Below are 18,557 nucleotides of genomic sequence, written 5' to 3'. Positions count from 1 at the left end.
ACCGTCAGCCTGTTACCGAACCGAACGCAGCCGTATATGCTGCGCTCATGACACTCACCGCGCGGCCCGCAACCGGCGCTGCGCGGCGTACAAGAACAATTCGAGTGAAGCCATGAACATGTACCATGATGCCGACCGTGCCCTGTTGGACCCGATGGAAACCGCCAGCGTCGACGCCCTGCGCCAGCACCAGCTGGAGCGCCTGCGCTGGAGCCTGAAGCACGCCTACGACAATGTGCCGTTGTACCGCCAGCGCTTTGCCGAATGCGGCGCCCACCCCGATGACCTCAAGTGCCTGGAAGACCTGGCGAAGTTCCCCTTCACCGGCAAGAACGACCTGCGCGACAACTACCCCTACGGCATGTTTGCCGTCCCTCAGGAGGAAGTGGTACGCCTGCATGCTTCCAGTGGTACCACCGGCAAGCCCACGGTGGTCGGCTATACGCAGAACGACATTCATACCTGGGCCAATGTGGTCGCCCGTTCGATCCGCGCTGCTGGCGGGCGCAAAGGTGACAAGGTGCATGTTTCCTACGGCTACGGCCTGTTCACCGGGGGGCTTGGCGCGCATTACGGCGCCGAGCGCCTGGGCTGCACGGTAATCCCGATGTCCGGTGGCCAGACCGAGAAGCAGGTCCAACTGATCCGCGACTTCCAGCCCGACATCATCATGGTAACGCCGTCCTACATGCTCAACCTGGCCGACGAGATTGAGCGCCAGGGCATCGACCCGCATGACCTCAAGCTGCGCCTGGGCATTTTCGGTGCCGAGCCCTGGACCGATGAGCTGCGCCGCTCGATCGAGCAGCGCCTGGGTATCGATGCCCTCGACATCTACGGGCTCTCGGAAATCATGGGCCCCGGCGTGGCAATGGAGTGCATCGAGACCAAGGACGGCCCGACCATCTGGGAAGACCACTTCTACCCCGAGATCATCGACCCAGTCACCGGCCAGGTTTTGCCAGACGGCCAGCTGGGCGAACTGGTGTTCACCTCGCTAAGCAAAGAGGCGCTGCCGATGGTGCGCTACCGCACCCGCGACCTCACCCGCCTGCTGCCCGGTACCGCCAGGCCGATGCGGCGGATCGGCAAGATCACCGGGCGCAGCGACGACATGCTGATCATTCGCGGCGTCAACGTGTTCCCGACCCAGATCGAGGAGCAGGTGCTAAAAATAAAACAGCTTTCAGAAATGTATGAGATTCACCTGTATCGCAATGGCAACCTGGACAGTGTCGAGGTGCATGTTGAATTGCGTGCAGAGTGCCAGCACCTCGATGAAGGCCAGCGCAAGCTGGTCATCGGGGAGCTGAGCAAGCAGATCAAGACTTACATCGGCATCAGTACCCAGGTGCACCTGCAGCCTTGCGGCACGCTCAAGCGTTCAGAGGGCAAGGCGTGCCACGTGTACGACAAACGGTTGGCCAGCTGATTCATTCGGCTGCCTTGTCGGCCCCGGCATTGTCCGGGGCTTTTTTTTGCGTTTTATACGCGCTTACAGGTGCCCACAACCCCTGTGGGAGCGGGTTTACCCGCGAAGAGGCCGAAAAGCGATACACAAATCTTATTTGATACACATAAAACAGTTTGACGTTATGTTTTGTATCGCTTACAAATGACTCATGCCTTAGCAGGAGTCGCCGCACATGTACGCACAGCTAGTGGAAACCGGAGTCAAGCGCGTCAAGTCGCTGGAGGAAATGTCCCCCGAGGAACGCAACTTCCAGGAAAAGATCGACGCCGAAATCAAGATCGAAGCCAAGAACTGGATGCCCGAGGCCTACCGCCAGACCTTGATCCGGCAGATTTCCCAGCACGCCCATTCGGAAATCGTCGGCATGCTGCCCGAAGGCAACTGGGTCACCCGTGCCCCTAGCCTCAAGCGCAAGCTGCAACTGATGGCCAAGATCCAGGATGAAGCCGGCCACGGCCTGTACCTGTACAGCGCCATGGAAACCCTGGGCGCCGACCGCGACGAAGAAATCGCCAAGCTGCATAGCGGCAAGGCCAAGTACTCGAGCATCTTCAACTACCCCACCCTCAGCTGGGCCGACATGGGCGCAGTGGGCTGGCTGGTGGATGGCGCCGCAATCGTCAACCAGGTGGTCCTGCAGCGCACCTCGTACGGCCCCTACTCCCGCGCGATGATCCGTATCTGCAAGGAAGAGAGCTTCCACCAGCGCCAGGGCTACGAAATTCTCCTGACCATGATGCGTCACGGCACCCAGGCCCAGCGCGACATGGTCCAGGACGCGATCAATCGCCTGTGGTGGCCATCGCTGATGATGTTCGGCCCCAGCGACGAACACTCCCCAAACAGCGCCCAGTCCATGGCCTGGAAGATCAAGCGCCAGACCAACGACGAACTGCGCCAGCGTTTCATCGACCAGACCGTGCCGCAGCTCGAACTGCTCGGCTGCACGGCCCCCGACCCTGAACTGAAGTGGAACGCCGAGCGCGGTCACTACGACTTCGGCGAAATCCAGTGGGACGAGTTTTACGAGGTGATCAAGGGCAACGGCCCGTGCAACCAGGAACGTGTCGCCACCCGCCGCAAGGCCATCGAGGACGGCGCCTGGGTACGCGAGGCCGCCGTGGCCTACGCGCGCAAGCAACAGAACAAGAACGCCGCCTGAGCGGCGATTGATGCGGAGATCGAAAAATGTCTGTCTGGACCCTCTACGAAGTGTTCGTGCGCAGCAAGCACGGCCTTAACCACAAGCATGTCGGCAGCGTGCACGCCGCCGACGCCGCCATGGCCATCGAAAATGCCCGCGAGCTGTACACCCGCCGCAGCGAGGGCGTCAGCCTGTGGGTGGTGCCTTCGGCGCTTATCACCGCCTCCTCCCCCGACGAGAAAGACCCGCTGTTCGCTCCTTCGGACGACAAGGTCTACCGCCATGCCAGCTTCTACGAGCTGCCCGATGAAGTCGGACACATGTGAGGTTGGCCATGCACAACGAAGCCCTGATCCCTTACCTGCTGCTGCTCGGCGACAGTGCCCTGGTCCAAGGCCAGCGCCTCTGCGAATGGTGCGGCCATGCCCCTGCCATCGAAGAAGAGCTTGCCCTGATGAACGTTGGCCTCGACCTGGTCGGCCAGGCGCGCAACTGGCTGGAATACGCAGCCGAACTGCTTGACGACGGTCGCGACGCCGACGCCCTGGCCTTTCGCCGAGACGAGCGCGCCTACCGCAACCTGCTGCTGGTCGAGCAACCCAACGGTGATTTCGCCGTGACCATGACCAAGCAGTTCCTCTACGACGCCTGGCACTTCGCCGTGCTACAGGGCTTGGTCGGGTCCCGCGACGAGCGTATCGCCGGTATCGCCGCCAAGGCACTCAAGGAAGTCACCTACCACCTGCGCCGTTCCAGCGAGTGGGTGCAGCGCATGGGGGGCGGTACAGAAGAAAGCCGCCAACGCATGCTCGCCGCCATTGCGGCACTGTGGCGCTTCACCGTCGAACTGACGGCCGCTAGCGACAACGAGGTGCTGTTGGCCGAAGCGGATATTGCCGCCGACCCTGCCACCGTGGGTGCTGCGTGGCTCAAACAGGTGAGCGAGACTTTCGCGTCGGTCGAGCTGCCGCTGCCCAAGGCTGCCAGCCACTTCTACCTGGACAGTCGCAAAGGCCTGCACACCGAGCACCTGGGGCTGCTGCTGGCCGAGATGCAGTTCCTGCCAAGGGCTTACCCCGATGCAACCTGGTGAGCTGATCGCCGGCGACCGTGGCGCGCGGCCGCCACGCGGCGACGACCTGGCCCGGGCCTGGGAGGTCCTGGCCCAGGTCATGGACCCGGAAGTGCCTGTTGTCAGCGTGGTCGACCTGGGAATAGTCCGCGACCTCGACTGGCGCGCCGGCCACCTGCACCTGGTGGTGACGCCGACCTACTCCGGCTGCCCGGCAACCGAGGTGATCGAGGGTGATATCCGCCAGGCGCTGGAGCAGGCGGGTTTCCCCGCACCGGATCTTGAGCGCCGCTTGACCCCGGCCTGGAGCACCGACTGGATCAGCGCGCTGGGCCGCGAGCGCCTGCGCCTCTACGGCATCGCCCCGCCGCAAGGCAGCGCCAGCAAGCGCAGCCTGCTTGGTGAAGCGCCCCAGGTGTGCTGCCCGCAGTGCGGCAGCGCCCATACCGAATTGCTCAGCCAGTTCGGTTCTACCGCTTGCAAGGCGCTGTACCGCTGCCGCGAGTGCCTGGAGCCGTTCGACTATTTCAAATGCATTTGAGCCGTGGAGAACGCCATGAGCCAGTTTCACAGCCTGACCATCAAGCAAGTGCGCAACGAAACCCGTGATGCGGTTTCGATTGCCTTCGACGTGCCCGAGCACCTGCAGGCGCAGTTCCGCTTTACCCAGGGCCAGTATCTGGTCATGCGTACGCAACTGGACAACGAAGAGGTCCGCCGCTCTTACTCTATCTGCAGCGCCGTGCAGGACGGCGAGCTGCGCGTGGCAGTCAAGCGCGTGCCAGGCGGGCGTTTCTCGGCGTTTGCCAATGAAGTGCTCAAGGCCGGCCAGCAACTGGAGGTGATGCCGCCAGCGGGCAGCTTCTTCGTGCCGCTGGACGCTGCCCGCCAGGGCAATTACCTGGGCGTGGCCGCTGGTAGCGGCATTACCCCAATCCTGTCGATTATTGGCACCACCCTGGACAGTGAGCCGCACAGCCGCTTCACCTTGCTGTACGGCAACCGCTCCAGCTCTGGCGCGCTGTTCCGCGACAAGCTCGAAGACCTGAAAAACCGCTACCTCGACCGGCTGAACCTGATTTTCGTGTTCAGCCGCGAGCAGCAGGATGTCGACCTGTACAACGGTCGCATCGATGCGGACAAGTGCGGCCAGCTGTTCTCCCGTTGGCTGGATGTGCCAGGCCTGGACGCCGCCTTCATCTGCGGCCCCCAGGCGATGACCGAAACCGTGCGTGACAGCCTGCAGGCCAATGGCCTGGGCAAGGAGCGCATTCATTTCGAGCTGTTCGCCGCCGCCGGCAGCGAAACCCGCCGCGAAGCCCGTGAGGCCGCGCGTCAGGTGGATTCCGCGCTCAGCCACATCACCGTGATCAGCGACGGCCGTGCCCTCACCTTCGACTTGCCACGCAACACCCAGAACGTGCTGGACGCTGGCAATGCCATCGGTGCGGAACTGCCCTACTCGTGCAAGGCCGGCGTGTGCTCGACCTGCAAATGCCGGGTGATCGAGGGGGAAGTGGAAATGGACAGCAACCATGCCTTGGAAGACTACGAAGTGGCAGCCGGGTATGTGCTGTCGTGCCAGACCTACCCGGTGAGCGACAAGGTGGTGCTCGACTTCGACCAGCTTTAAGACCGCCCCGCCTGCTTCGCGGGCGCGCCCGCTCCCACAGGCACCGCACAAAGGCTGAGGACAACATCCTCCCTGTGGGAGCGGGCATGCCCGCGAAGAGGCCCTTTGCAATACCGCAACACCCGCGTGACCTCAACAAAACAATTACAAAACCAAGAGATCGCTTGCCATGACACCCGAACGCATAGAAAGCATCGCCAACCACCCCGATTTCCAACACCTGGTGCGGCGTAAACGCCGCCTCAACGGCAGCCTGACCCTGGCCATGCTGGTGATCTACTACGGCTTCGTCCTGTTGGTGGCGTTCTCTCCCAGCACGCTTGGCCAGTCCCTCAGCGGCGGTGTGACTACCGTCGGCATGCTGGTGGGCGTGCTGATGGTGTTGCTGTCCTTTGCCCTGACCGGCATCTACGTGCACCGCGCCAACAATGTGCTCGACCCGCTCAACGAAAAGGTCAAGCAGGAGTGCGCACAATGAACTGGACCGCCATCTCGATGTTCATGGTGTTCGTCTGCTTCACCCTGCTGGTCACCCGCTGGGCGGCCTTGCGCACCCGTTCGGCCAGCGACTTCTATACCGCCGGTGGGGGCCTGACCGGCATGCAGAACGGCCTGGCGATTGCCGGCGACATGATCAGCGCCGCCTCCTTCCTGGGCATTTCCGCGATGATGTTCATGAACGGCTATGACGGCCTGTTGTATGCCCTGGGCGTGCTGGCCGGCTGGCCGATCATTCTGTTTTTGATCGCCGAACGCCTGCGCAACCTGGGCAAGTACACCTTTGCCGATGTAGTCAGTTACCGCCTGGCACAAACCCCGGTGCGCCTGACTTCGGCGTTCGGCACCCTGGTCGTGGCACTGATGTACCTGGTGGCGCAGATGGTCGGTGCCGGCAAGCTGATCGAGCTGCTGTTCGGCATCAGCTACCTGTACGCCGTGATGCTGGTCGGCGTACTGATGGTTGCCTACGTGACCTTCGGCGGCATGCTCGCCACCACGTGGGTGCAGATCATCAAGGCGGTGATGCTGCTGTCGGGCACCAGCTTCATGGCGTTCATGGTGCTCAAGCACTTTGGTTTCAGCACCGAGGCCATGTTCGCCAGCGCCGTGGCCGTGCATGCCAAGGGCCAGGCCATCATGGCCCCGGGCGGCCTGCTATCCAACCCGGTGGATGCCATTTCCCTCGGCTTGGGCATGATGTTCGGCACTGCCGGCCTGCCGCATATCCTGATGCGCTTCTTTACCGTCAGTGATGCCAAGGAAGCACGCAAGAGCGTGTTCTACGCCACCGGTTTCATCGGTTACTTCTACCTGCTGCTGATCATTGTCGGCTTTGGTGCCATCGTGATGGTCGGCACCGAGCCGTCCTACCGCGACGCGACCGGTGCAATCATTGGCGGCGGCAACATGATCGCCGTGCACCTGGCCCAGGCTGTCGGTGGCAACTTGTTCCTTGGCTTCATCTCTGCCGTGGCCTTCGCCACCATTCTGGCCGTGGTCGCCGGCCTGGCGCTCTCCGGCGCTTCGGCGGTGTCCCACGACCTGTATGCCTGCGTGTTCCGCCAAGGCAAGGCCACCGAGCAGGAGGAAATGCGCGTATCGCGTATCGCCACCCTGCTGATCGGCCTGCTGGCGGTAATGCTCGGCCTGATGTTCGAGTCGCAGAACATCGCCTTCCTCTCCGGCCTGGTGCTGGCGGTGGCTGCCTCGGTCAACTTCCCGGTACTGCTCCTTTCGATGTTCTGGAAAGGCCTGACCACCCGCGGCGCGGTGTGCGGCAGCATGGCCGGCCTGGCGTCGGCGGTGCTGCTGGTGGTACTGGGCCCGGCAGTGTGGGTCAACGTGCTGCATCACGAGAAAGCGCTGTTCCCGTACAGCAACCCGGCGTTGTTCTCCATGAGCCTGGCATTCCTCAGTGCGTGGGTGTTCTCGGTTACCGACAGCTCCGAACGTGCCAGTGAAGAGCGAGGCCGCTACCTGGCCCAGTTCATCCGCTCCATGACCGGTATCGGCGCTGCCGGCGCCAGCAAGCACTGACCTCAAGGACGAACAACCATGTCGGGTAAAACAACAACAATGAACCGCACACACTTCATGTCAGCTGCCTGCCTGGCCACACTTGCGTTGCCAGTGCCGGCGATGGCCGATTTCATCGGCGACAGCCACGCACGCCTGGAGCTGCGCAACCACTACATCAACCGCGACTTTCGCCAGAGCAACGCCCCGCAGGCCAAGGCAGAGGAATGGGGCCAGGGCTTCACCGCCAAGCTGGAATCGGGCTTCACCGAGGGCCCGGTCGGTTTTGGCGTCGACGCCATGGGCCAGTTGGGTATCCAGCTCGACTCCAGCCGCGACCGCCGCAATACCGGGCTGCTGCCCTTCGGCCCGAACAGCCACGAACCGGTTGATGATTACAGCGAACTGGGCCTGACCGGCAAAATCCGCGTGTCCAAAAGCACCCTGCGCCTGGGCACGCTGCAGCCTATCCTGCCGGTGGTGGTATACAACGACACCCGCCTGCTGGCGTCCACCTTCCAGGGCGGCCTGCTGACCAGCCAGGATCTCGATGGCCTTACCGTCAACGCCGGCCGCCTGACCAAGGCCAACCTGCGCGACTCCTCGGGCCGCGACGACATCGGCTATGGCGCTGCCAGCAGTGACCACCTGGACTTTGGCGGTGGCAGCTACGCCATCACCCCGCAAACCAGCGTCAGCTACTACTACGCCAAGCTCGAGGACATCTACCGCCAGCAGTTCGTCGGTCTGATCGATACCCGCCCCTTGAGTGAAGGCGTGAGCCTGCGCAGCGACCTGCGCTACTTCGACAGCCGCAACGACGGCGCCGAGCGTGCTGGCAACATTGATAACCGCAACTTCAACGCCATGTTCACCCTCGGCGTGCGGGCGCACAAGTTCACCGCCACCTGGCAACAGATGTCGGGCGACAGTGCCTTCCCGTTCGTCAACGGCGGCGACCCGTTCACCGTCAACCTGGTGACCTACAACACCTTCACCCGTGCCGGGCTGGACTCCTGGCAAGTGCGCTATGACTACGACTTTGTCGCCATGGGCATCCCCGGCCTGAGTTTCATGACGCGCTACACCGACGGCCGTCACGCCGAAACCGCCACTGTCAGCAATGGCCGCGAGCGCGAACGCGACACCGACATCACCTACGTCATCCAGAGCGGCCCGTTGAAGGACGTCAGCCTGCGCTGGCGCAACGTCACGTTCCGTTCCGGCAATGGGCTGACCAACGCCGTGGACGAAAACCGCCTGATCATCGGCTACACCCTGGCGCTGTGGTAACAGCGCCCCCCTACATTTGAACAGCATGGAGAACAGCATGTCTGCCGCCCCTACTCTGCAAAGCTTTATCGCTGGCCGCTGGCTTGGCCAGCACGGCGCCCAGGCCCTGCGCAGCGCCCTCGACGGCCACGTACTGGCCTACAGCCACGAAGAGCGCCCGGACTTCGCCGAAGCCGTCGACTTCGCCCGTGCTCGCGGCCTCGCCAGCCTGATGGCCATGGACTTCCAGCAACGCGCTGCACGCCTGAAAGCGCTGGCCCTGTACCTGGCGGAGCGCAAGGAACAATTGTATGCCTTGTCGCACCACAGTGGCGCCACCCGTGCCGACAGCTGGATCGACATCGAAGGCGGCAACGCCACGTTGTTCGCCTACGCCGGCATCGGCAGCCGCGAGCTGCCGTCGGGCAACCTGGTGCACGAGGGCCCGGCCATCGCGCTGGGCAAGCAAGGTCACTTTGCCGGCAGCCACATCCTGGTGCCGCGCGCAGGGGTGGCGGTGCACATCAACGCCTTCAACTTCCCCATCTGGGGCATGCTGGAGAAGTTCGCCCCGACCTTCCTGGCGGGCATGCCGTGCATCGTCAAGCCGGCCACTTCCACCAGCTACCTGACCGAAGCCGTCGTACGCCTGATGAACGCCTCCGGCCTACTGCCAGAGGGCAGCCTGCAACTGGTGATCGGCAGCACCGGCGACTTGCTCGACCGCCTGCAAGGCCAGGACGTGGTGACCTTCACCGGTTCCGCCGATACCGCCGCCAAATTGCGCGTCACGCCCAACCTGATACGTAATTCGGTACCGTTCACCGCCGAAGCCGACTCGCTGAACTGCGCCATCCTCGGCCCGGACGTCACCCCGGACAGCGAAGAGTTCGACCTGTACATCAAGGAGGTGGTGCGTGAAATGACCACCAAAGCCGGGCAGAAGTGCACCGCCATCCGCCGCGCCATCGTGCCGGCCAAACACATCGACGCCGTTGCCACGCGCTTGCGCGAGCGTTTGAGCAAGGTGGTAGTGGGTGACCCGTCGCTGGAAGGCGTACGCATGGGCGCCCTGGCCTCCCACGACCAGCAGCACGACGTGGCCGAGCGGGTGCGCAGCCTGCTGCAAAGCTGTGATCAGCTGTTCGGCGCCAGCGATGGCTTCGCCCCGCGGGGCGATGGTGTGGCCGAGGGCGCATTCTTTGCCCCGACCCTGCTGCAGGCCCGCGACCCGCATGCCGAAGGCGGCGCCCACGATATCGAAGCGTTCGGCCCGGTCAGCACGCTGATGGCCTACGACGACCTCGACGAAGCCTTGGTACTGGCCGCACGGGGCAAAGGCAGCCTGGTGGCGACCTTGGTCACCGCCGACCGCAGCATCGCCGCCAAGGCCATTCCGGTGGCGGCGGCCTGGCATGGCCGCCTGCTGGTACTCGACAGTGAAGCCGCCAAGGAATCCACCGGCCACGGCTCGCCGCTGCCACAGCTCAAGCACGGCGGTCCGGGCCGCGCCGGCGGCGGTGAAGAGCTGGGTGGCTTGCGCGCGGTCAAGCATTACCTGCAACGCGCTGCCGTACAAGGCTCGCCGAGCATGCTCACGGCGGTTACCGGCGAATACGTGCGCGGTGGCGAAGTGATCGAGAGCGAAGTGCACCCGTTCCGCCGCTACTTCGAGCAGTTGCGCATCGGTGAATCGCTGCTCACCCACCGCCGCACCGTGACCGAAGCCGACCTGGTGAACTTCGGCTGCCTGTCGGGCGACCATTTCTACATGCACTTTGACGAAATCGCGGCCAAGCAATCGCAGTTCGGTAAACGCATCGCCCACGGTTACTTCGTGCTGTCGGCTGCAGCCGGGCTGTTCGTGTCGCCCGGTGCCGGGCCGGTGCTGGCCAACTATGGCCTGGATACGCTGCGCTTCATCAACCCGGTGGGCATCGGCGATACCATCCAGGCGCGCCTGACCTGCAAGCGCAAGATCGACCAGGGCAAGACCAGCCCGCTGGGCCAGCCGCAGGGGGTGGTGGCGTGGGATGTGGAGGTGACCAACCAGCTGGGTGAGCTGGTGGCCAGCTATGACATCCTGACCCTGGTGTTGAAACAGCCGGAGTGACCTGTTGACCTTGCGGGCCGCTCGCGGGTAACCCCCTCCTACAGGAACCTCACACATTTCAAAGGTTGTGCTGTCCCTGTGGGAGCGGGTTCACCCGCGAAGAGGCCCGCAAAAGTTACACAACGCTAGACCACCGTTGGTCAGCGACTGCCGGCATTCAAAGGACTTCTGTCATAGATCTGTCGCTCTTAACCCATGAGGATCAGAGACGAGGATTGCACGATGGATTACTTACTGCGGATGGGTGGCGGCAATGTGCAGGATGACTGGCCGGAGCTTGAACCGGATCGCCGCAACGACCAAGCGGATGACCCGGATGCCGACCCCAATGTGACCGACGACGAGGACAATCGCCCCGGCGTCCCGGCCAGTGACCCCGAGTCCGGCGCCTGACAAAGGGTTTATCGACCCACCATGCTGCAGCTGGTCAGCACGCTGCAGCATGGTTGTATGCCCGGCTGAGGTGGTATTACACCATCGCCGCCGGGTCTCCCACCGACTGGCTCGGCTTGCTCCCCGAAATCCGCCAGCTCACGCCGGTAATCCCGTAGCGCTCAGCCATTGGCCGGCTGATCTTCTTGATCTTCTCACGCCCGAATTTGGGAATGATGCCGATGCCCGCATCGCAACTTGCCCAATGCCAGGCTTCGGCATTATCCAGGCGTTCCAGGCGAATGATGAAACTGCGCGGTTGGCCATGCAGTTGGTAATCGATGATGTAAAGCTGTGGGCTAGGCATCGCAGGGGGCCTCCTCTTCTCCATGGATGACAACCTGATTGATCGGGCCATGGCCAGAAGATTCAAAATTTTGTCGAACAATTGGCACAAGCGGCCATTCCAGCGTGCTACGGCATTTTAGTAGCGTGGGTATCGGCCGGGTCGTCGTCATGGGCAAAATTGACCGGAATCACCCCATAGGCTGGTGGGCATAGTCCAGGCGGTAGCCGCATTCATCGACCATGAAGATCTGCTCCACCCCCAGCATGCGTGCGCAGGCGGCAGACAGCAGCCCGACCGGGCCTGCGCCATAGATTGCCAGTGACGAGCCTTTGCTAACCTCGGCATTGAGCACTGCCTGCCAGGCTGTGGGCAGAATGTCCGAAAGAAACAGCACCTGATCGTCGGCCAGGTGCCCCGGTACCTTGAACGGCCCCACATTGCCCTTGGGCACCCGCACATAGTCAGCCTGCCCGCCAGGTATGCCGCCATACAGGTGGCTGTAGCCGAACAGCGCTGCGCCAGACGGGATGGCCTTCTTGTTCAGCAGCGCGCCGCGCCACGTGTTGGTCGTTTCGCAGGCGGCAAACAGGTCGTGCTGGCAGAAAAAGCAGTCACCGCAGGCGATGACAAACGGGATCACCACCCGGCCACCCGGGCGCACAGCGGTTACCGCGCTGCCCACCTCTTCGACGATGCCCATGTCGTCGTCTTCCTGCAGGTCGGGCTCGGCAACGTTGTCGACGCGGACATCCCCTGCGCCGTGGTAGGTCAATGCGCGCATGCTCGTTTCTCCTGGCAAGTCATGGCGCGATTCCGGGTCGGCAAACCCGAAATCGCTGCCGGGTACTTGGTGGGTACTGGGCATTCAGTGAGTGAATTCACTCACGGGGTGCGGCCCCCGCCGTGGCTGTTCTGGCCACCCTTGCGGCCGGCTTCCGAGGCACGCTGTCGGTCGTTGGCGAAATTGCCGCCAGACGCCTGGCCCCCCTTGTGACCCGCACGCGAAGCCCTTTCCCGGTCATTGGCGAAGTTACCCGGGTTGGTTTCCTTGGTACCGCCGCGCTGGCTTGTCCGCTCTTGATCCTGCGCCATGTGGGTTCTCCTTGCGATGGATTGGCTAGTGGCATCAATCTGTGCCATGCCTAGTTTCCGAGCCGCCGTTGCCCGGCTCTGCTCAATGCGTTTACCGGCAACTGACCAGCGGCACGAAACTTACGCCGGCAAAATGTTTGCGTGGCGGGCCCAAGGCGGTAGTGACAGGTAAGGTGCCTTGACCGTTCGTCGGGTTAAACGCAACGTTTATTGCCGCCAACGGCCGAATCTTCATGCAATAAGCTCATCGTCAAGGAGCCTGAATGAAGCTGAACAAGGATCGCGCCACCATCATCTGCCGGCATGGCAAGCAAACTCATAAATGGTTATGGGTGAGAAAATCCAACGGCGCCTGGACCCTACCCGGTGGCAAGATCGAGCCTGGCGAGACGCCTGTGCAGGCTGCGGAGCGTGAGTTGCTGGAAGAGACCGGGTTGCGCGCCGAGTCGCTAACCTTGTTGATGCGCCACGAGGCCCCCGAGCGTATGCATTACGTGTTCGAAGCAGAGTTTGCCGACGCGCCCCAGCCCAAGGCGCGGCATGAAATTGCCGATTGCCGCTTTGCCCACCTGGACCAGGCGCCTGGGCTCAAGGGCGAGATCAAAATGCTGATCCGCTCGCTGTTGGCCTGCGACAGGGCCACCGCCGCGTCAGTTCGGTGAGCCTGGTGATCCCTTGCGGGCGTTTTCGCAGCTGCGAAGAGGCCGGCAAAGGCAAACCCTAGGCATGCACGCTCCACTGAACTGACTGCGCCTCGATCGGCATCTCGTCGATGGCATGAATCATCCCGCTATCCAGCGCCTCATGTGGCCCCAGAATCCGCGGGTAGGCCATCAGGTACCGCGGCACATCCAGCACTTCCGTCGCCCCCTGGGTTCGTTCGGCAACGATCTGCGCATATAACCGCAAATCATAATCCAGGCTCATCGCATACTCTGCCATGCGCGAATGGTCCACTGACCCGTGCAGGGTCCAGTGAAACGGGTGAAACAGGAACTTGCTGAAACTGCACGCCGTGCGCCGTTCCCCGGCCAGGAACAGGATATTACCCATGGACTCCACCGTGCCCAGGTTGTGGGTATGCACCTCGACCGGCAATGCCCGCAGGAAGTTGTACAGGGTAAAGCCATAACTGCACTCGCCGCCCATGGTGGCGATGTTCAGTTGCAGGATCTCGGCGCCCTGTTGCAGCGCCCGCGAACAGGTGTTGATCAGGTTGCCACAGGTCGAAGAGTTGATCGGCCCGGTGAAGTGGATGATATGTCTGGCCATGCTTGCCTCCAGGGGTGGCAGGTCATTCCTTGGTCTGCTGCGCATCGTCATCCACGCTCAGCGGGCGGGCGGCCCGATTGGCCAGCCAGGGGGCAAAACCGTCGGATTTCATGCTCGCACCCTTCCACAAAGCGGGTATGCGGTGGAAACGCAAGGCGCCGCAAAGTTCAACTCGGCCTGAGTCTTACCCGTTGGTCAAGCGTGATGAACCCTGACCGGTCTTTTCCAGTCGCACCTTAGAGCGACCGAACTAGAACCGGCATGAGGACGGCAGCGTGAGCGATATCCGCATCGGTATCTCCGGGTGGCGCTATGGCCCCTGGCGCAAGGACTTCTACCCCAAGGGCCTGAGGCAGGATGACGAACTGGCATTCGCTTCGCGGGCGCTTAACAGCATCGAGATAAATGGCTCGTTCTACAGCCTGCAAACCCCCGAACGTTATCAGGGCTGGCGTGACGAGACGCCGGACGACTTCGTGTTTGCGGTCAAGGGGCCGCGCTATATCACGCATGTACGGCGGCTGAAGGAGATCGAAGAGCCGGTGGCCAACTTTTTCGCCTCTGGGCCACTTTTGCTAGGCAAAAAGCTCGGCCCGATCCTTTGGCAGTTTCCGCCCAACATGAAGTTCGATGAAGAGCGGTTTGCCCGTTTTCTCGAACTGCTGCCGCGTAATCACAAGGCGGCTCGTGAATGTGCCGAACACTGCGCGGCTCGCATGCAAGGCAACGGCAGCCTGAACATTCGAGGCAATGCACGCTTGCGCCATGCTGTGGAGATCCGTAATGAGAGCTTCCTGTGTGAGGCCTTCATCAAGCTGTTGCGCAAGCATCGGGTCGCTTTGGTGGTTGCCGACAGCGCAGGTAAATGGCCCTACGTAGAAGACGTTACCGCCGACTTTGTGTACATGCGCCTGCATGGCGATGTCGAGCTCTACAGCAGCGGGTATACCGCAAACGCACTCAGGCGCTGGAAGCAGCGCATCCAGCGCTGGAGCCAGGGTAGCCAGGTCGATGATGCGCAATTGATCGTCCAGGGCTCCCCGCCACGCCGGGCGACGCGCGATGTCTATTGCTATTTCGACAACGACCAGAAAGTTCACGCCCCCTACGATGCGCGCCGCCTGCTGCAGAAGCTGTCGCTGGACCATGAACTGATGACCGAACCGGGCGTACTGCCGGAGGTGGCCTTGTGAACAAGACCCTGCCCGCCCCACGATGCATCATCGACAAGGTCACTGCGGTACGCCGGCTCAACGTGCTGACACTGAACGTGCACAAGGGCTTCACCTTCTTCAACCGGCGCTTCATCCTGCCCGAGTTGCGCGAGGCCGTGCGTGCCACTGGCGCCGACCTGGTGTTTCTCCAGGAGGTGCACGGCAGCCACCAGCAGCACGCCCTGCGCCACCCGGCCTGGCCAGAAACGCCGCAGTATGAATTTCTCGCCGACAGCATGTGGCCGCAATTCGCCTACGGCCGCAATGCGGTGTACCCGCATGGCGACCACGGCAACGCGCTGCTGTCGAAATTCCCCATCAGTCACTTCAACAACCTGGATGTGTCAGTCCAAGGCAATGAGCAGCGCGGCCTGCTGCACTGCCAGCTGGACGTGCCGGGCCATGACCAGGTGCATGCGGTGTGCGTGCACCTGGGGCTGCGCGAAGCCCACCGGCAGCGCCAGGTAAAGCTGATGCTCGACCTGCTGGCCAGCCTGCCGCCGAAAGCACCGGTAATTATCGCCGGCGATTTCAACGACTGGCGGCTGAAAGCGGATGCTGTGCTGTGCGAACACCTGATAGAGGTTTTCGGCGAGCACTTCGGCACCCCGGCGCGCAGTTTCCCCGCGCGCCTGCCACTGCTGCGCCTGGACCGCATCTATTTGCGCAACGCCATGCCCAGCACTGCGAAGGTGTTGTCGAATTACCCGTGGTCGCACCTGTCCGACCACGCCCCACTGGCTGCGGAGATCAACCTGTGAATCGACCTTGGGTGGACGGCAACAGCGTGCAGTTGCTGATCAATGGTGAGCAATACTACCCCCGCGTATTCGAGGCCATGGCCCAGGCGCGCGAAGAAATACTGCTGGAGACCTTCATCATCTTTGACGACAAGGTCGGCCAGCAATTGCAACAGGTGCTGATCGACGCTGCCCGGCGCGGTGTGCGGGTTGAAGTGGCGGTGGATGGGTACGGTACTGCCGACCTGCCCGCCGGTTTTATTTCGGCCATGACCGATGCGGGCGTGAGCTTCCACGCATTCGACCCACAGCCCCGACTGGTGGGCATGCGCACCAACCTGTTCCGGCGCCTGCACCGCAAGATCGTGGTAGTCGATGGTGAGCGGGCCTTCATCGGCGGCATCAACTACAGCGCCGACCATCTGGGCGATTTTGGCGCCATGGCCAAGCAGGACTATGCCGTGGAGGTCACCGGCCCGGTGGTGGCGCAGGTGCATGCCGCCAGCAAGCGCCTGATGTCGCCGGTGCTGCAGCCACCCAGCGCGGTACGCCCGGTTACCCAACCTGCCGGGGCCAGCACCGCCGTGCTGGTCGAACGCGACAACGGGCTGCGCAGTACCGATATAGAAAACCACTACCTCCAGGCATTTCGTGGCGCCAAGCAACGCATCGTGGTTGCCAATGCGTACTTCTTCCCGGGCTACCGGCTGATGCGTGAGCTGCGCAACGCGGCCCGGCGTGGCGTGGAGGTGCGGTTGATCTTGCAGGGCCAGCCCGACATGCGCTGGGTCCGCGCACTTTCACGGCTGCTGTACAACTACCTGCTGCGCGACGGCGTGATGATTCACGAGTACTGCCAGCGGCCCCTGCACGGCAAGGTTGCACTGGTGGACGACGAGTGGGCCACCGTGGGCTCCAGTAACCTCGACCCGCTGAGCCTGTCGTTCAACCTGGAGGCCAACCTGTTCATCCGTGACCGCGCCTTCAACCAGCAACTGAACCAGCACCTGCAGGCCCTGGCCAGCGAGCAATGCAAGCCGGTGACCCTGGAGCGCATGATTCGAGGTTACTGGTGGCGGGCACCGCTGATTTTCGTGTGTTTCCACGTCATCCGGAATTTTCCGCGCATTGCTGGCTGGTTCCCCGCGCACCGCCAGCGCCTGCGCTCGGTGCAGCCGGAAGTCGAAGCCCAGGGCGACCTGCACGAGGGCAATACGTGATGGCGCGCAAAGGCTGGCAAACCTGGGGCAAACGCCTGTTCACGCTGGCGTTCCTGATTCTCATACCTGTGCTGCTGTTCGTCTTGGCACGCAACCTGGACTGGAACGAAGTGCGCCAGTCATTGCTGGCCTACAAGCCTGGCACCCTGGCCATCGGCCTGGCGCTTGCGCTGTGCAGCTACCTGACATTTGCCAGCTACGACCTACTGGCACGGGCTTACACCGGTCACCACCTGCCCGCCCGGCAGGTGCTGCCAGTTGCTTTCGTGTGCTACGCCTTCAACCTCAACTTCACTACCTGGGTAGGCGGCGTTGCGTTGCGCTACCGGCTTTATGGCCGACTGGGCCTGGATACCGCGACCATTACACGTATCCTCACCTTGGGCCTGTTGACCAACTGGATGGGCTACATGCTGCTGGCCGGCACAGTATTCGCCCTGGGCCTGGTCGAGCTGCCCAGCAACTGGGCGGTGGGCGCTACAGGCCTGCGCCTGATCGGCCTGCTACTGTTGGCTATAGCAGGGGGTTACCTGCTGGCCTGCGGTTTTGCCAGCAAGCGCACCTGGCGCTGGCGCGAACACGAGGTGACGCTCCCGTCGCTGCGCCTGGCCCTGTGCCAGGTGGCGCTGGGCGCCAGCAACTGGGCGCTGATGGCGCTGCTGATCTTTTGGTTGCTGCCGGGTGAAGCGTTCTACCCGTCGATTCTCGGCATCCTGCTGATCAGCTGCGTGGCAGGCGTGGTTGCGCATATCCCAGCGGGGCTTGGCGTGCTTGAGGCGGTGTTCCTGGCCCTACTGCACGGGCAGATGGCCCAAGGCACGCTGGTGGCTGCCCTGCTCGGCTACCGCACGCTGTACTACCTGATACCGCTGCTGCTGGCAGTGGTGACCTACCTGATCCTGGAAAAGCGCGCCAAGGCCATGCGCCAGGGCGACAAGCCCGCCCAGACCTGACAAGGGCCGTTGGCCCTGGAGGTGGCAAATGCGTGTACATGTCTTGATATTGATGGTTGCCAGCCTGGCCGGTGGCCAGGCCTTGGCCGAAGGCTGCGACGTGCTGACCCGCTCGTCCAGCGACGCGGTAACGCCGGTGGAGCGGCACACCTGCTACAGCTACAGCAACCTGCCCGCCGAAGCCATCAACTGGTCGTGCAGCAACGAGAGCAAGGACATGCTCAATAGCGAAAAGAGCAAGGTAGCGCGCTGTGCCGATGGCAGCGTTGGCAGCTGCATTGCGCCTTTGACCCAGGAAACGCTGGCCAATCCCAAATCCATCGGTGGCGACAAGCCGGCTTTGCCCAAGGATGCGCGGGTGATCACCTATTATTACGACACCCCCAGCCTGGGCCAGGCCCGCACCGATTGCGAGCGTAACAACGGCATCTGGCAGACCCATTGAATCCTGGGGGAAATAATCTCGCTCAGATTTTGTAAGTTGGTGCGGTCATTGGACTGCCCCCATGAAGTTGGACACCAATCCAATTTCTTGGGGTGTTCACATGAGCAAGTATTCAGATCAATTCAAGCTCACCGCCGTCCAGGCTTATCTGGAGGGTGGTGAAGGATTTAGAACAG

Annotated in this window: 19 protein-coding genes and 2 pseudogenes; 17 read left to right on the top strand and 4 right to left on the bottom strand. The window is 62.6% G+C overall.

What is annotated here, in order from left to right:
• The first annotated feature begins 112 nt into the window (after positions 1 to 112).
• The 11 genes and pseudogenes from paaK to JOY50_RS11880 all read left to right on the top strand — a co-directional run bounded on the left by paaK (position 113) and on the right by JOY50_RS11880 (position 11,117).
• Positions 113 to 1,432 (top strand): phenylacetate--CoA ligase PaaK, encoded by a 1,320-nt coding sequence (gene paaK / locus JOY50_RS11930; protein ID WP_132845518.1) that lies wholly within the window; start codon positions 113 to 115, stop codon positions 1,430 to 1,432.
• A gap of 214 nt (positions 1,433 to 1,646) precedes the next feature.
• Positions 1,647 to 2,636, top strand: a complete 990-nt coding sequence (paaA, locus tag JOY50_RS11925) for a 1,2-phenylacetyl-CoA epoxidase subunit PaaA (protein WP_025754119.1) — start codon at positions 1,647 to 1,649, stop codon at positions 2,634 to 2,636.
• Positions 2,637 to 2,662: 26 nt separating this feature from the next.
• Positions 2,663 to 2,944: a 1,2-phenylacetyl-CoA epoxidase subunit PaaB gene (gene paaB / locus JOY50_RS11920; RefSeq protein WP_004374528.1), complete on the top strand. Its 282-nt coding sequence runs from the start codon at positions 2,663 to 2,665 to the stop codon at positions 2,942 to 2,944.
• Positions 2,945 to 2,952: 8 nt separating this feature from the next.
• Positions 2,953 to 3,711, top strand: a complete 759-nt coding sequence (gene paaC, locus JOY50_RS11915; protein WP_132845516.1) for a 1,2-phenylacetyl-CoA epoxidase subunit PaaC — start codon at positions 2,953 to 2,955, stop codon at positions 3,709 to 3,711.
• Positions 3,698 to 4,231, top strand: coding sequence for a 1,2-phenylacetyl-CoA epoxidase subunit PaaD (paaD, locus tag JOY50_RS11910; protein WP_132845513.1), 534 nt, complete (start codon positions 3,698 to 3,700; stop codon positions 4,229 to 4,231). The genes paaC and paaD overlap by 14 nt, the downstream gene beginning before the upstream one ends.
• 15 nt (positions 4,232 to 4,246) lie before the next feature.
• A complete protein-coding gene (paaE, locus tag JOY50_RS11905; protein WP_049276231.1) occupies positions 4,247 to 5,323 on the top strand; it encodes a 1,2-phenylacetyl-CoA epoxidase subunit PaaE in 1,077 nt (358 codons plus the stop codon).
• 169 nt (positions 5,324 to 5,492) lie between these two features.
• Complete coding sequence (locus tag JOY50_RS11900; protein ID WP_016499671.1) at positions 5,493 to 5,801, top strand: DUF485 domain-containing protein; 309 nt, start codon at positions 5,493 to 5,495, stop codon at positions 5,799 to 5,801.
• Positions 5,792 to 7,360 (top strand): annotated as a pseudogene (locus JOY50_RS11895) (cation acetate symporter); the annotation flags it as partial. The gene JOY50_RS11900 and the pseudogene JOY50_RS11895, both read left to right, overlap by 10 nt.
• Positions 7,361 to 7,399: 39 nt before the next feature.
• A complete protein-coding gene (locus JOY50_RS11890; protein ID WP_132845507.1) occupies positions 7,400 to 8,632 on the top strand; it encodes an OprD family porin in 1,233 nt (410 codons plus the stop codon).
• A gap of 37 nt (positions 8,633 to 8,669) precedes the next feature.
• Positions 8,670 to 10,724, top strand: coding sequence for a phenylacetic acid degradation bifunctional protein PaaZ (paaZ, locus tag JOY50_RS11885; protein ID WP_132845504.1), 2,055 nt, complete (start codon positions 8,670 to 8,672; stop codon positions 10,722 to 10,724).
• Positions 10,725 to 10,946: 222 nt separating this feature from the next.
• Complete coding sequence (locus JOY50_RS11880; RefSeq protein ID WP_019470772.1) at positions 10,947 to 11,117, top strand: hypothetical protein; 171 nt, start codon at positions 10,947 to 10,949, stop codon at positions 11,115 to 11,117.
• Positions 11,118 to 11,193: 76 nt separating this feature from the next.
• Here the strand turns inward: JOY50_RS11880 and JOY50_RS11875 are convergent, their stop codons facing one another.
• The 3 genes and pseudogenes from JOY50_RS11875 to JOY50_RS11865 form a co-directional block, all read right to left on the bottom strand.
• Positions 11,194 to 11,463: a DUF6555 family protein gene (locus JOY50_RS11875; protein WP_016487162.1), complete on the bottom strand. Its 270-nt coding sequence runs from the start codon at positions 11,461 to 11,463 to the stop codon at positions 11,194 to 11,196.
• 110 nt (positions 11,464 to 11,573) lie between these two features.
• Positions 11,574 to 12,226, bottom strand: a pseudogene (locus JOY50_RS11870) (alcohol dehydrogenase catalytic domain-containing protein); the annotation flags it as partial.
• A gap of 101 nt (positions 12,227 to 12,327) precedes the next feature.
• Positions 12,328 to 12,537 (bottom strand): general stress protein, encoded by a 210-nt coding sequence (locus JOY50_RS11865; protein ID WP_019470770.1) that lies wholly within the window; start codon positions 12,535 to 12,537, stop codon positions 12,328 to 12,330.
• Positions 12,538 to 12,800: 263 nt separating this feature from the next.
• Here JOY50_RS11865 and JOY50_RS11860 point away from each other — a divergent pair, with 263 nt between their 5' ends.
• On the top strand, positions 12,801 to 13,199 hold the full coding sequence (locus tag JOY50_RS11860; RefSeq protein ID WP_019470769.1) for an NUDIX hydrolase: 399 nt from the start codon (positions 12,801 to 12,803) through the stop codon (positions 13,197 to 13,199).
• A 58-nt stretch (positions 13,200 to 13,257) separates the two neighbouring features.
• On the opposite strand, the gene JOY50_RS11855 is transcribed toward JOY50_RS11860, so the two are convergent.
• Complete coding sequence (locus JOY50_RS11855) at positions 13,258 to 13,809, bottom strand: ATP-dependent Clp protease proteolytic subunit (protein WP_019470768.1); 552 nt, start codon at positions 13,807 to 13,809, stop codon at positions 13,258 to 13,260.
• 275 nt (positions 13,810 to 14,084) lie between these two features.
• On the opposite strand from JOY50_RS11855, the gene JOY50_RS11850 reads away from it, so the two are divergent.
• From JOY50_RS11850 to JOY50_RS11830, 5 genes are read left to right on the top strand one after another with little or no spacing between them, the layout of a single operon-like run.
• A complete protein-coding gene (locus JOY50_RS11850) occupies positions 14,085 to 15,002 on the top strand; it encodes a DUF72 domain-containing protein (protein ID WP_243055207.1) in 918 nt (305 codons plus the stop codon).
• Positions 14,999 to 15,784 carry an endonuclease/exonuclease/phosphatase family protein gene (locus tag JOY50_RS11845; protein ID WP_019470765.1) on the top strand — a complete coding sequence of 262 codons (786 nt, stop codon included), beginning with the start codon at positions 14,999 to 15,001 and terminating at the stop codon, positions 15,782 to 15,784. The genes JOY50_RS11850 and JOY50_RS11845 overlap by 4 nt, the downstream gene beginning before the upstream one ends.
• Entirely contained in the window at positions 15,781 to 16,983 is a 1,203-nt protein-coding gene (clsB, locus tag JOY50_RS11840) for a cardiolipin synthase ClsB (RefSeq protein ID WP_243055206.1), read from the top strand. The genes JOY50_RS11845 and clsB overlap by 4 nt, the downstream gene beginning before the upstream one ends.
• On the top strand, positions 16,983 to 17,936 hold the full coding sequence (locus JOY50_RS11835) for a lysylphosphatidylglycerol synthase domain-containing protein (RefSeq protein ID WP_019470763.1): 954 nt from the start codon (positions 16,983 to 16,985) through the stop codon (positions 17,934 to 17,936). Before clsB ends, JOY50_RS11835 begins: the two co-directional genes overlap by 1 nt.
• 28 nt (positions 17,937 to 17,964) lie before the next feature.
• Positions 17,965 to 18,381 (top strand): hypothetical protein, encoded by a 417-nt coding sequence (locus JOY50_RS11830; protein ID WP_132845493.1) that lies wholly within the window; start codon positions 17,965 to 17,967, stop codon positions 18,379 to 18,381.
• Positions 18,382 to 18,557 lie beyond the last annotated feature (176 nt).

It is taken from the genome of Pseudomonas sp. BP01, assembly GCF_022760795.1.
GTDB lineage: Bacteria > Pseudomonadota > Gammaproteobacteria > Pseudomonadales > Pseudomonadaceae > Aquipseudomonas > Aquipseudomonas putida_Q.
The sequence above is the reverse complement of the archived record's forward strand: the minus strand, read 5'-3'. Positions and strand labels throughout refer to the sequence as shown.